We start from the raw sequence: 13,361 nt of genomic DNA, 5'->3' as shown, positions 1-13,361 counted from the left end.
CGGTGAGATCAGGTACTTGCCCTCTGGGCGAACAGTAAATCTATGGTGGCGGAGGTAGACATTCGGCGCTGGATGTGGGTAGTGTGCGGGGCGAGCGATCGATCGCAGCAGTACACGGTAGGAGACACGGGAAAGAAGGGATAGGGAGCATCATTGGATCGCCTGCAGCGGCTACGCAGTAGTAGAGCCGCGCGGGTACCGCAGTCCCGTCGGCAGATTGGAAGGTGGTTCTCGGTTACGACTAAGCGATCCCCGCGCAGTGAGCTTCTCGACTGGACGCGGGTACGGTAGTCCGGCCTTTCGCGCCGGTTGGCAATGATGAAACCCAAACCCCTGAGACCCCGGGTGCCTGCACGGCACCCGGGGTCTCTTGTGATGCGGAGGTGGAATGGTCCCTGACCAGAACCGCTCGGCCACGCTTGGCGGCGGGGCTGACAAATTCGATGACGAGCACTACCCCGCCTACACGATGGGCCGTGCCGCCGACATGCTCGGCACGAGCCAGAACTTCTTGCGCAGCCTGGACGAGGCCGGTCTGATCGAGCCTCAGCGTTCCGCCGGGGGACACCGCCGGTACTCCCGCTACCAGTTGCGCATCGCCGCGCGGGTCCGGGAACTGGTCGACCAGGGCACGCCGGTCGGTGCGGCCTGCCGCATCGTCTCTCTCGAAGACCAACTGCACGAAGCCCGGCAGCACCGCGGCACCGAACCCCAGCACTCCGACTGACCAGCCACGGGTGTGCCCGTCCGCACGAGGGGCACACCCGTCAGCCGACGGCGGGCTCGTGCCGCTTCGTGACCCTCCGGCGACGGTGCGAGCGTGCCGGGTGTGTTTAGACTGGGTTCTAACAAAGGGGCCCTCTGGTGCACCAGCTCAGTCTCGGCGTGGTCGCGCGTTCACGGAAAGAGAACGAACGGCGGTTGCCGATCCACCCGCACCACCTCGACCGGATCGATGCCGATCTCCGGGAAACCATCTACCTCGAACACGGCTACGGCGAACCTTTCGGCGTGCCCGACGAGCGACTCGCGGGTGTCGTCGCGGGGATGCGGACGCGTGAGCAGCTCATCGCCGAATGCGACGTCGTCCTGCTGGCCAAGCCGCTGCGGGAGGACCTCGCCGAACTGCGGCCCGATCAGGTGCTGTGGGGCTGGCCGCACTGCGTGCAGGACACCGGGCTGACCCAGCTGGCCATCGACCGCCGGCTGACCGTGATCGCCTTCGAGGCGATGAACCACTGGCGGCGCGACGGCTCGTTCGGCCTGCACGTCTTCCACAAGAACAACGAACTGGCCGGTTACTGCTCGGTGCTGCACGCGTTGCAGTTGATCGGCTTGACCGGGGACTACGGCCGCCGCCTGCGGGCGGTGGTGATCGGCTTCGGCGCGACGGCGCGCGGCGCGGTGACCGCGCTCAGTGCCCACGGGATCCATGACGTCGAAGTCCTCACCGCTCGTGGCCTCAGCGCGGTCGCCTCGCCGATCCACTCCGCGACGATGGTGCATTTCGACCACGACACGGACAACCCCGGTGACGCCCGCCGGAGCCACGCGCACACCGAGCACGGCCGGGTCCCGCTGGCCGGGTTCCTCGCCGAGCACGACATCGTGGTCAACTGCGTGCTGCAGGACACCGGTGCGCCGCTGACCTTCCTGATCGAAGACGATCTCGCCGCGTTCGCCCCGGGCAGCCTGATCGTCGACGTCTCCTGTGACGAGGGCATGGGCTTCAGCTGGGCGCGGCCCACGACGTTCACCGAGCCCGCTTTCCCGGTCGGCGACGGCGTCACCTACTACGCCGTCGACCACAGCCCGTCCTACCTGTGGAACTCGGCGACGTGGGAGATCAGCCAGGCCCTGCTCCCGCACCTGCGGTCCGTCCTTTCCGGACACTCCACTTGGGACGAAAACGAAACCGTCCGGCGTGCCATCGAAATCAGGGACGGCGTGGTCCGGAATCCCGCGATCCTGGCCTTCCAGCACCGCTCGCCGGAATACCCGCACCACCGGCGCGTGGAGGCGCGTGCCGAAGGGTGACCGGCTTCCCGGAGTGGGTGGCTCCCGGCTCCGTCATTTCGCGGGGCATATCTCCGGTTTCGGCCAGGTGGGCACGTATCTGGCCCATTCATGGTCGGACAGGCCGGCGCCGGTGGCGGTGCAGATGTGGTCGGCCACCCGCGCCGGATCGGTGGTCCACAACAGGATGTTGCCGGTGACCCCGCCGGTCAGCAGGCCGTCCGGGGTGTAGGTGATGCCCGCGAGACCGGTGCCGGTGCTGAGAACCGTCGTCGTGGCACGGTTCGTCGTGTCCCACAGTCGAACCGTCTTGTCCAGTGAGGTGCTGGCCAGTTCGCGTCCGTCCGGGGAGAAGGCCAGCTTGAGGACTTCGCCGGTGTGCCCGGTCAGCGTGGCGACCGGCCGGTGACCGGCGGCGTCCCACAGGCGGATGGTCTTGTCGTCCCCCGCACTGGCCAGGAACCTCCCGTCCGGGCTGAACACGACGTCGCGCACCACGCTGGCGTGCCCGGTCAGCGGTTCCCCGATCGGGGTTCGGGTCGCGACGTCCCACAGGCGGACCGTTTTGTCGTTGGCGGCGGTGGCGAGGGTGCGGCCGTCGGGGCTGAACGCGATCCCGGTCACGGAGTTCGTGTGCCCGGTGAGCGGCGGCCCGGCGGGCGTGCGGGTGGCCACGTCCCACAGCCGGACGGTCATGTCCATGCCCGCGGTGGCGATCAGGCGCCCGTCGGGACTGAACGCCAGGCCGCGAACCCAGTCGACATGCCCGGTGAGCGGCGGCCCCACCGGCGCGCGGGTCGCGATGTCCCACAGCCGCAGACTTCCGTCCCAGCTACCCGTCGCCAGGATCCCGCCCTGCGGACCGAACGCCACCGCACGGACTTCCGCGGTGTGCCCGGTGAGGGGCGCGGCGAGTGGTTCGTGTGTGCCTGCTGCCCACAGCCGCACCGTCCGGTCGTCGGCGGCGGTGCCGAGAACACTGCCGTCGGGGCTCACCGCCACGGCGTAGACGGCGTCGGTGTGCGCGGGAACGAGGGTTTTTCGCTGTGGCCAGACCAGGATCGCGTTGTCCGAGTCGCCGCCGGCGAGCGCGGAACCGTCCGGGCTGAACGCGAGGTTCAGCACGCTGCTCGTCGACCCGGTGAGCGCGGTGCCCTGCTGGCGTCCGCTGGCGGTGTCCCAGATCCGCACCGTCTTGTCCCAGCCGCTGGTGGCCAGCGCGCGGCCGTCCGGGCTGAACGCCACGCCGTAGGTGACGTTGGTGTGCCCGGTCAGCGGCGCGCCGACGGGGGTCCTGCCCGCGACGTCCCACAGGCGCACCGTTTTGTCCGCGCTGGTCGAAGCGAGGAGTCGCCCGTCCGGGCTGAACGCGACACCGTTGGTGACGTTGGTGTGCCCGGTCAGCGGTTCGCCGATCGGGGTCCGGGTCGCCAGGTTCCACAGGCGCACGGTCTTGTCGTTGCTCGAGGTGGCCGCGGTGAGGCCGTCGGAGCTGAGCGCTACGCCGGTGATCGGGCCCGTGTGCCCGGTCACCGGCTCGCCGACCGCGGTCCGGCTGGTGGTGTCCCAGGTCCGCAGGGTGCTGTCGGCGCCACCGGTGACGAGCAGGCGTCCGCCGGGGCTGAACGCGATGCCGGTGACGGTGCTCGTGTGCCCGGTCATGGGCGCACCGACCGGCTCGCGGCGCGCGACGTCCCACAGCCGTACGGTCTGGTCGTAGGACGCGGTCGCCAGCACGGTCCCGTCCGGACTGAACGCCAGGCCGTTCACTATCGCGGTGTGCCCGGTCAGCGGTTCGCCGATCGGGGCCCGGGCCGTCACATCCCACAGGCGCACGGTCGCGTCTCCGGCCGAGGTGGCCAGGATGCGGCCGTCCGGGCTGAACGCCGCGTCGCGCACCTCGCCGGTGTGGCCGAGCAGCCGGGTGGGCAGCGGATATGCCTGGGTGCTGAGCAGGCTGTCACGGCTGGCCGGGACGTCCGGCGCTGTCCGCCACGCGGCGAGGCTGAGCTGGGCGGCACGCAGTGGATCGGTCTCACGCAGCGCGGTGGCCTCGGCGACGAGCTGGCGCGCGACCGCCACCCGGTGTTGGTCGCGGGCTTCGGTGCGCTGCCGGAGAGTGATCACGGAAGCCGCGGCGAGCAGCGCCACCACGACCGCGGTGGCGACCCGCAGGCGAAGCGCCCGCCGCTTCCGTGATCGGGTTTGCCTGTTCCGCAGCTGGATCGCGGCGTCGAGGAACTCACGTTCACCGGCGTTGAGACTGGCCGCGCGGTGCGCCGGGCCCGCCCACGCGATCACCTGGTCGAGCTGGGTTCCCCGGTAGAGCAGCTCGGGGTTGCGCCCGGAGGACTCCCAGTCCTGGGTCGCGTCCGTGATCCTGCGGTGGAGCAGCACGTTTTCGCGGTCGTCGGTGAGCCAGCGACCCAGTCGGGGCCACGCCCGGATCAGTGCCTCGTGCGCGACTTCGACGCTGTCGGTGCCGATGACAACGAGCCGGGCGGCGGCGAGCCTGTCCAGCACCCGGCTCACGACGGCCGGGGCGCCGACGGTGGCCAGCTCGCTGTGGCGTGCGCGGCGCCGGGTGTCGCCGATGCCGTCGCCGAGCGTGGTCAGCCGCAGGAAGATCTGCTGGGCCACCTCCTGTTCCCCGGCATCGAACTCGGCGTACAGGCGTTCGGCGGTCTGGGCGAGAGCGCCGTGCACGCCGCCGCACACGTGGTAAGCCGCCTGGGTCATGGTGTTGTTGCGCCGGTGCCGCCAGGTTTCCAGCAGCGCGTGCGACAGCAGCGGCAGCCCGCCGGGTTCGTCGGTGATGTCCGCGATCATGGTCGCGACGAGCTCCCGCTCGACGGCCAGCCCGGCCATCGCCGCCGGCTGGGTGATCGCGGACCGCAGTTCGTCCCTGGTCATGGGGCCGACCAGCACCTGGGCGCCCTGCCGCAGCATCGCCAGCAGGCCGGGATGGGTCGCGCAGTACCCGTAGAAGTCGGCGCGGACACCCAGCACGACCTTGGCCACCCGGCCGGGACCGCGGGCGGCGTCGAGCAGGACGTCGATGAACTCGACCCGTTCGTCCGCCTCCTGGCACAGCGTGAACAACTCCTCGAACTGGTCGACGACCAGCAGGACCCGGGTGCCGCCGTCGAGGCCGGCGTGGCGCAGTGCCCGGTCCAGCCAGCCGGGCTCCCCGGAGTCGGGCTCGCCGCCGCACAACTCCGCGACGGCGCGGGCGAGCTGGCGCAACGGCCGGCGGGTCGGCGTCAGCAGCACGCAGGACCACCGGTGTCCGGAGAACGCGGGATGCGCCCGGCTCGCCGGGATGAGGCCCGCGCGGATCACCGAAGACTTCCCGCTGCCCGACGCGCCGAACACCGCGACGACCGGTGACCGGGCGACCTGGTGGACGAGGTGCTCGACCAGGCTGTCGCGACCGAAGAACCGGTCGGCGTCGTCGGGCTGGAACGCGGCCAGGCCGAGATAGGGCGAGGGACCACCCGAATCCGGCCGGTCGGAGGTCAGCTCCTCGGCCAGGTCCCGGTAGCGGGTCTCCCATTCCTGTGGATCGCCACCACAGGCCCGCACATAGGCCAGCGTGACCGCCAGCGACGGCAGTATCTGCCCGCCCGCCGCCTCGGCCAGCGCTGTCACCGAATAGTGCGCCCGCCTGGCCAACTCCCGGTAGCTGGGCCCTCCCGCCCCCGACCGCAACTGCCGCAATTCGAACGCGAACCGCTGCAACGGATCCGCGTCCGGATCAAGCGGACGCTCACGCCGGCCCATGAGCCCACCCCTCCCAGCGTTGTTTGTCCAGCCGCGCAAGCGGTACTGAACAACCCCGGGAATGCTATACCTGGGTCCTGCGGGACTGCCGCATTTGTGGGGGATTTTCCATTTCGAAACATTGACGGAGAATTATGACTCGACCAGCTATGACGATCATTGCCCTGACCGCGGCCGCACTGGCTTCGATGGTGACCACCGGGGGTTCGCCGACGGCCGCCGCCGCCGACAACTGCTCGCCGCCACTGTGCGGCCGGGTTGCGAACGCTACGAACAACCAGATCAGAATCGCGCGTCTCGGCAGCGGAAAACCGAGCCTGTGCCCGCCCATAACCACCGGAACACTTCGTTGCGACTGGACCACCCTGTCGCCGGACAAAACCAGCCCGTCCGGATATGACGTCGACGGGTTCACGTTCCCCGGCACCGGATTCTGGTTCAAGGGTTTCCACTACTCGAAGGGGACATACGTCCGGGTTTTCGACTTCCAGGTGATCTTCTGCGTGAAAGTGCCTCCGCTGCAACCCACCTGCACGTGAAAGGAAGGAAAACGTCATGTTCGACAAAACGGCACGGGTCGTGACGCAGGTCATCGCGGCAGCGCTGTTGCTGCTCGCGCTCGGTGTGCCGGCCTCCGCCGGAACCGGCGCGGCCCCGGTTGCCCCGGCGGCGGTCGGCTCGCGGCTGATCAACGGCGACGGCGACACCTCCGGCAGGTGTCTCGAAATCAGCGGCGGTGGTACCGGTACCTGGGTCCAGATGGCCGGTTGCCATACGAACGCCCACCAGAGCTGGTACTTCACTCCCCACACCGGAGGCGTCATCGCCGTCCGCAGCCACGACGCCGACGTGGCGGGGGAATGTCTTTCGAGCGGTTCGTCGGGCGTCCAGGCCGCGATGGGGGACTGCGTCACCAACGGCGTCTCCGCCAACCAGGCGTGGTACCAGACCCCTGTCTCCAACGGCTGGTTCAAACTGCGGAACAAGCTGTTCACGAACCTGTGCCTCGAAGTCGCCAACAGCGGCCAGAGCACCAGGGTCCAGTCCGGGCCGTGCGGGGCGTCCAACCAGGGCAACCAGCTCTGGCACTGGCACACCGTCGGCTGACCGGCGAGTCGCCGCGCTGACACGCACTCCATGGTCCGGCGAGGGCCGTTCATCCGACGCCCTCGCCGGACCTTGTGTGCTCGCGGGCGGTCTGAACCGGGAGCACGCGGGCGTAGGCTCTCCGGAATGCGGATCGGCGAGCTGTCCAAGCGCACGGGCGTGAGTCCGCGCTCACTGCGGTACTACGAAGACCAGGGCCTGCTGACCAGCTCACGCTCCGAGGCGGGGCAGCGTCACTATGCCGATACCGCGGTCCAGCGCGTGTCGCTCATCCGGCAGCTGTTCGACGCGGGTATGTCCAGCCGGGTGATCGCGACTGTGCTGCCGTGTGTGGACATTCCCGATGACCTGGGCGTCGCCGAGGAGACGTTCACGGCGATGACGCACGAGCGCGACCGGATCGACGCCGAGATCGCGCACCTGATGGAGACCCGGGACGCGCTCGACGTGCTGATCCAGGCCAACAGCAGGCACCGGGCGGAACTGTCCACGACCGCTGTCCACGCCTCGGCACCGGTGGCACGATCGGCCTGATGCTGTGACCTGCACCTCAGCTGATTGCCTCTTACATCAATGTCAGCGGTGAGGATGGCCGCCGAGCCCGGAACCACCGGGTCGGTCATCCGAGAGGCGGCAGAAAATGGGGCAGGCGTGGGGTTTCGGCAGGCATGGCGGGCCCGAGGTGCAGGAGTTCTTCGATCGTCCCGATCCCGTCCCCGGTCGCGGCGAGGTGCTGATCCGGGTCGACGTCGCCGGCGTGAATCCCCTTGACCACATCGTGCGCTCGGGTCTGGTCGACGGGCTCGACGGCGGGCGTCCGTTTCCCCGCGTGCTGGGCATGGAGGCAGCCGGAACCGTTCTCGCCCTGGGTGAGGACGTCGACGGGCTCGAGGTGGGTGACGCGGTCTTCGGCTTCGCGCTCACCGGTGGCGGCACCTACGCCGAGACGACGGTGCTGTCCGCGCCGAACACCGCGCGCATCCCGGCGGGTCTGTCCGCGACCGTGGCGGCGACGCTGCCGGTGGCCGGGACGACCGCGGTTGACGTGCTCGACCAGCTCGGCCTCCCGGCCGGCGCCACGGTCCTGGTCAACGGGGTCGGGGGCGGGGTCGGCCTCGCCGTCGCCCGGCTGGCCCTCGGGCGCGAGCTGCGGGTGATCGGCACCGGGAGTACCGCCAAGCGCGAGCACGCCGAGGCCATCGGGGTGCGGTTCATCGACTACACCGCCGAGGACGTCGTCACCGCCGCACGCGAGCTGGTTCCGGACGGCTTCGACGGGATCGTCGACCTGGTCGGCGGCACCTCGCTGCGGACGGTCGCGCCGCTGGCCCGGGATCCCCGCAACGTCATCGCCGTGGGTGACATGTCCGTGCCCGATCTCGGCGGGCGTTTCGTCGAGCGCCGCCTCGACCGCGAGAACCTGGAGCGATCCGCCCAGCTGGCCCTCGACGGAGTCCTCGCACCCGTGATCACCGCGGTCCACCCGCTCTCCGGCGCCCCGGCCGCCCTCGCCGCCGTCGAGAACGGCCACGTCTCGGGCAAGGTCGTCATCAAAGGACTTGGTTCAGCGAACCCTTCCCACTTGCCGGCCGGCGGGTAACACCGTCCGCGGATGCGGACCGCCTGTTCGCCATGATCGACGGCGTGCTTTTCTCTGGTCTTGAAGATGGGGCGTTCAGGATCCCGGACACCTGAGCAGATGAGAGAGAACCGAATGACCAGAGACAGCATCCCCGAAATGGTCGCCGAGGGGCCGCTCGAGGGCTGGACGGAAGGGGCCGTGCGGTGAACGGCAGCCAAGGCGACGGCTTCGTCGAGGTGATCGCGCGCGAGGTGGAGGCCGACCCCGGCAATCTGGCGTTGCGCGAGGACTTCGTGACGCTGCTGCTGGAGCAGGACCCGGGCCGTGCCGCCACCGAACTGGACGCGTTCGAGGCTCTCGGCGGTGACCCGGCGCGGATCCGTCTGCTGCGTGCCCGGCTGATGGCGGCGCGGTTGCGAACCTCGAACCCGCCGCCGCCCGCCGAGACCGCGCCGACGACACCGCCAGTGGGGCCGGTTCCGGCCCCGGCAGACGAGGACCGTCAGGACAGCGGCGCTGCGGTGTCAGCGTCGCTGTGGGACGCCGAGCGCCCGGCGGTGACGCTCGCCGACGTCGCGGGTCTCGCCGAGGTCAAACAGCACCTGGACACCGCGTTCCTGGCGCCGCTGCGCAATCCCGAGCTGGCGGCGGCGTTCGGGCAGAAGCCGGGCGGGTCGCTGCTGATGTACGGCCCGCCCGGGTGCGGCAAGACGTTCATCGCCAGGGCGATCGCCGGCGATCTCGGCGCGTCCTTCATCCACGTGACCCTCGCGGACCTGCTCAGCAAGTGGATCGGGGAGAGCGAGAAGGCGATCCAGAGCGTGTTCCGCCATGCGCGCGCGGCAGCTCCGTGCGTGATCTTCTTCGACGAGTTCGACGCGCTCGGCGGACGGCGCACCTCCGGCGGCGGCGGGTCGCAGGCGATGCGGATGCTCGTCACCCAGTTGCTGGAGGAACTCGACGGCGTGGCCGGCGCCAACGACGGTGTCTACTTCCTGGCCGCGACGAACCGGCCGTGGGACATCGACCCCGCGCTGCGCCGGCCGGGCCGGATCGACAAGACGGTGCTGGTGCTGCCACCGGACGCGGTGGCCAGGGCGGCGATCGTCCAGGGCGTGCTGGCGGGCAAGCCCGCCGATGATGTCGACGTCGTGGCCGTCGCGGCGGCGACCGAGGGGTTCTCCGGTGCCGACCTCGCGCACCTGACGAACACCGTGCTGCAGCAGGCGATGGTCGAGTCGATGAGCCGCGGTGAGCTGGTGCCGGTCACCACCGGCGCGGTGCTGGCCGCGGCCGGCGGCGTCATCCCGTCCACGGCGTCCTGGTTCGACCAGGTGGCGCCGGTGCTGGAGTACGGCGTCGACGACGGCACCTTCGACCAACTCCGGGCGTACCGGGTCAAGCGAGGCAGGCGATGAGCGACTTCGGCCGCACGGCCACCGACGACGGCGATGCCGTGGAGCGGGACCTGGACCTGGCCTGGGAACTCCTCGGAGCGCAGCCGACGCATCCCAAGGTGGCCGAGCTGGCGCTGCGAGTGCTCGCGGCCCAGCCGGAGCGGAGCAGCGCGTCGATGGTGCTCGGCTATCACCATGAGACCCGCGGTGATGCCGGCGAGGCGCGGCGTCACTACCTTCGGATCGCCGGTCGCCGCGACAGCCAGTTCATCTGGGCGGCGCGTGCGCTTCGGCGTGTGGCGTTGGCTGAGCACGATCATCCCGAGGCGCTGCGGTGGGCGCGCACCGTACTGGCCGAGAAGCACGTGGACTGGGACGATTGGATGGTGCTGGGCTCCGCCCAGGCACTGTCCGGTGAGCACGAGGACGGGTGGAGCCAACTCGACGAGGCGGTGGCACTGTGCGCGCGGACGGCGCCGGGCGAGCTCCCCAAGGCGCTGAGGAAACGCGCGGAGTACCTGCTGGGGAGCCTCGCGCCACCCGACCGGTTCATCGCCGCGGCCGAGGAGGCCGTCCGGGCCGACGCGGCGGACTCCTGGGTCGCTGTGCTGCTCGGCTTCGCCTACCTGGCGCGGTACCGGTTCGAGGACGCCGAACAACTCGGTCTGCGGCTGCTGCGCGAGGACCCGACCGACGACCTGGCGCAGAGCCTGGTGAAGGGCGCTCGGGAGATGCTGCGGATCGTGGAGAAGGCGAGCGGCGAGGACATCACCCTGGAGGACATCCAAGGCACCGGCGCGTTCGAGATGGCGTGGCGGCAGATCCGCGACCAGAGGATCGGGATCGACCTGGCTTCCGCGCTGGCGGCGTTGGACGACGTGCTGCCCGCCGACCTGCGCGCCGCACTGCGGCCGGGAGCCGCGGCGGCCGAGCTGGCCGGTAAGAAGGTCGGCTCGATGGTCGCGAAGCACCTGGTGGCTTGGCACGACGGCCAGGCGCCCGGTTCCGGTGCCGCCTGGGGGCTGGCCGAGCCGTTCCGCCTGATGTCGGCGGCCGAGATCCTCGCCATGGACGCCGAGATCGAGGCCGATCCGGCAGCGCACCCGGACTGGCCGGAGAACGAGCTGTGGGAACAGGTGATGACCGACGACGCCGGGGTGTACGTGGTCGCCGTCGCGTTCGGGGCACTGGTCAAGCGCCGGCCGGGACAGCCCGACGAGCCCGTCGCCGAGTCGATGGCCGACTGGATCTGGGACCGGGTGGCCGCTTTCGGCGGCCGGGACCCGCGACCGGCACCCCGCGAGATCGGGGCGGCCGCTCGTCGGCAGCCGCGACGGGCGGCCGCGCAATGGACTGATCGGCGTAACGATCCGTGCTAGTTTGCGCTGCGAACGGTCCACAGTGGATGGGCCGTTTGCCATCCGGTGCGTGGCAAGCGCGCCGACGCCGCACCGGCGGCGAGCCAGAGGAGATCCATGAAGTACGACCGTATCGCGGTGCTGGCCACCAGTTTTGCCGCACTGACCCTGTTCGCCGCCTGTGGTGGCGGGGACGAGAAGGCGGCCGCGCCGCCCGCCGCGTCCGCTCCGGCGGCCCCGGCCCCATCCGCGGCGGAAGCCAGCGCGCCGGCCGAAGCGCCTGCCGGTTCGGCCGAGGTCGTCGCGCCCGGCACCGAGCTGAAGGTCGGCGAGCGCGCGGTGGTGGCGTTCAAGTACGGCACGGACAAGACCGGCACCGTCGCGGTCACCGTGAACGCGATCGAGCTGGGGTCGAACGCGGATCTCGCGTCCTTCGGCGACAAGGCCAAGGGCATGATCCCGGTGTACATCCGGTCGACCGTGGAGAACGTCGGCGGCACCGACCTCGCCAACAGTTCGGTGCGGCTGCGCGCGGTCGGCCCGGACGGGCGCGGCACCGGCGTGATCATCACCGGGGACACCCCGCAGTGTGAGTCGGAGTCCGCGCCGAAGGACTTCACCGCCGCGGGCGCGAAGTACGAAACCTGTGAGCTGCAGGCGATCCGTGAAGGCGGCGAGGTCGGCGGCGCGACCTATTCGGACAGTGACGAGTACAAGGACAAGCCGGTCACCTGGAAGAAGTGAGTCCGGCGAGACGAGCCACGCCGCCGCGGCGAACCGAACAGCCCGGTTCCCGCGGCGGCTCGGCCCGGCCGGCCGAAGTGTGGTCAGGCCACCGGCGTCAGCGGCACCGTGGCCTCCTCCGCACCGCGCTTCTTGCGCAGCGCCCGCCGGACCCCGATCACGGCTTGCACGCCGATCAGCACCCACACGACGTTCGACGTGACCGACGGCCACGCTCCGCTCGACGCCGCCGACACCGCCAGCAGAGCGCCGCCCAGCACGTTGAGCGCCTGGAACAGCGTCGAGTCCGCTGACAGCCGCTGCCGTGAGACGAGGGCATAAGCGGCCGCGGTGCACAGGGTGCCCGCCCATCCGGCCGCCGACGCGGCCAGGGACAACAATTCCTCCATGGACCCGAGTGTGCGGACGGCCGGGGTACAGATCAATCGAACTTCTCTGCCCCCGGTATTAAGCTCAGCTGAATGGACATCGATCCCCGCAAGCTGACGGTGCTGCTCGCCGTGCATCGCGCGGGCGGCGTGCTGGCGGCCGCGGACCACCTGCACCTGACGCCTTCCGCGGTGTCACAGCAGATCGCGCGCCTGGAGGACGCGATCGGCACGGCCGTGCTCGATCGCCAGCCGGGGGGAGCGGTGGTCACCCCGGCGGGCCGTGTGCTGGCCGAGGTGGCGGAGCGGATTGAGGGCGAACTCACAGACGCGCGCAAAGCGCTGGCCGCGCTCAACGAGGACGTCACCGGCACCGTGGTGATCGGTGGGTTCCAGACGATCATCGGTGCGGTGCTGGTGCCGATGCTGCACCGGCTGCGCGAAGACCTGCCCGGGGTCGAGGTGGTGATCCTGGAGGTCGACCCCGAGGACGGCCAGCAGCGGCTGCGCTCGGGCGGGGTGGACCTGCTCACTCTCGAGGCGGACAGCCCGGTCGGGCGCCGCACCTCGCGCGGCACCCGCGATGTGCCGATCCTGGAGGAGCCGTGGATGGCGCTGGTGCCGGCCACGATGCCGACTCCGACCGGCACGGCCGACCTGGAGCACCTGCCGTGGCTGGGCGTGGACGACGGCTCAGCCGCGCACCCGGCGACCTACCGGGCCCGCCGCAGCCTCGCGACCGATCCGGCGACCGTGCACAGCTACGAGAACTACAACGTCGCGAGGTCCATGGTCGCCGGTGGTCTCGGCATCGCCATCGTGCCGGCGCTCGCCACCAGGGAGGACCTCGGCGAGGCCACGAAGGCGGTGAGCCTGCCGGGCCTTGGCACGCGGCGGCTCATCGCGCGCCACCGGACCACGCGGTCAGAGCCGCGCGCGGAGGTGCTGGCGGTGCTGGACGCGATGATCGCCGTGGCCGCCGAATTGGAGTGACGCCCCCCGGGGC

General features: G+C 70.6%; 12 protein-coding genes. 10 read left to right on the top strand and 2 right to left on the bottom strand.

From position 1 onward, the window contains the following. Positions 1-388 precede the first annotated feature (388 nt). The gene (locus YIM_RS32780; protein WP_153029575.1) at positions 389-727 is read left to right on the top strand and encodes a MerR family transcriptional regulator; all 339 of its coding nucleotides are present in this window, start codon (positions 389-391) and stop codon (positions 725-727) included. Positions 728-864: 137 nt separating this feature from the next. Beyond that, positions 865-2,037 (top strand): N(5)-(carboxyethyl)ornithine synthase, encoded by a 1,173-nt coding sequence (locus YIM_RS32775; RefSeq protein WP_153034000.1) that lies wholly within the window; start codon positions 865-867, stop codon positions 2,035-2,037. A gap of 33 nt (positions 2,038-2,070) precedes the next feature. Here the strand turns inward: YIM_RS32775 and YIM_RS32770 are convergent, their stop codons facing one another. Further along, positions 2,071-5,799 carry a hypothetical protein gene (locus YIM_RS32770; RefSeq protein ID WP_153033999.1) on the bottom strand — a complete coding sequence of 1,243 codons (3,729 nt, stop codon included), beginning with the start codon at positions 5,797-5,799 and terminating at the stop codon, positions 2,071-2,073. A gap of 188 nt (positions 5,800-5,987) precedes the next feature. Here YIM_RS32770 and YIM_RS32765 point away from each other — a divergent pair, with 188 nt between their 5' ends. From YIM_RS32765 to YIM_RS32735, 7 genes are all read left to right on the top strand, one after another. Then, positions 5,988-6,338, top strand: coding sequence for a hypothetical protein (locus YIM_RS32765; RefSeq protein WP_153033998.1), 351 nt, complete (start codon positions 5,988-5,990; stop codon positions 6,336-6,338). Positions 6,339-6,354: 16 nt separating this feature from the next. Beyond that, positions 6,355-6,906: an RICIN domain-containing protein gene (locus tag YIM_RS32760; protein WP_153033997.1), complete on the top strand. Its 552-nt coding sequence runs from the start codon at positions 6,355-6,357 to the stop codon at positions 6,904-6,906. A gap of 126 nt (positions 6,907-7,032) precedes the next feature. Beyond that, positions 7,033-7,440, top strand: a complete 408-nt coding sequence (locus tag YIM_RS32755; RefSeq protein ID WP_153033996.1) for a MerR family transcriptional regulator — start codon at positions 7,033-7,035, stop codon at positions 7,438-7,440. A gap of 106 nt (positions 7,441-7,546) precedes the next feature. Beyond that, entirely contained in the window at positions 7,547-8,506 is a 960-nt protein-coding gene (locus tag YIM_RS32750; protein ID WP_153033995.1) for an NADP-dependent oxidoreductase, read from the top strand. Positions 8,507-8,691: 185 nt separating this feature from the next. Continuing rightward, positions 8,692-9,906 carry a 26S protease regulatory subunit gene (locus tag YIM_RS32745; RefSeq protein ID WP_153033994.1) on the top strand — a complete coding sequence of 405 codons (1,215 nt, stop codon included), beginning with the start codon at positions 8,692-8,694 and terminating at the stop codon, positions 9,904-9,906. Beyond that, positions 9,903-11,264, top strand: a complete 1,362-nt coding sequence (locus YIM_RS32740; RefSeq protein WP_194239832.1) for a lipopolysaccharide assembly protein LapB — start codon at positions 9,903-9,905, stop codon at positions 11,262-11,264. The genes YIM_RS32745 and YIM_RS32740 overlap by 4 nt, the downstream gene beginning before the upstream one ends. 96 nt (positions 11,265-11,360) lie before the next feature. Then, positions 11,361-11,987: a hypothetical protein gene (locus tag YIM_RS32735; protein WP_153033993.1), complete on the top strand. Its 627-nt coding sequence runs from the start codon at positions 11,361-11,363 to the stop codon at positions 11,985-11,987. A gap of 83 nt (positions 11,988-12,070) precedes the next feature. Here the strand turns inward: YIM_RS32735 and YIM_RS32730 are convergent, their stop codons facing one another. Continuing rightward, the gene (locus tag YIM_RS32730) at positions 12,071-12,376 is read right to left on the bottom strand and encodes a hypothetical protein (RefSeq protein WP_153033992.1); all 306 of its coding nucleotides are present in this window, start codon (positions 12,374-12,376) and stop codon (positions 12,071-12,073) included. Positions 12,377-12,448: 72 nt separating this feature from the next. Here YIM_RS32730 and YIM_RS32725 point away from each other — a divergent pair, with 72 nt between their 5' ends. Beyond that, positions 12,449-13,348 carry a LysR family transcriptional regulator gene (locus YIM_RS32725; protein WP_153033991.1) on the top strand — a complete coding sequence of 300 codons (900 nt, stop codon included), beginning with the start codon at positions 12,449-12,451 and terminating at the stop codon, positions 13,346-13,348. Positions 13,349-13,361 lie beyond the last annotated feature (13 nt).

It is taken from the genome of Amycolatopsis sp. YIM 10 (genome assembly GCF_009429145.1).
Lineage (GTDB): Bacteria > Actinomycetota > Actinomycetes > Mycobacteriales > Pseudonocardiaceae > Amycolatopsis.
The sequence above is the reverse complement of the archived record's forward strand: the minus strand, read 5'-3'. Positions and strand labels throughout refer to the sequence as shown.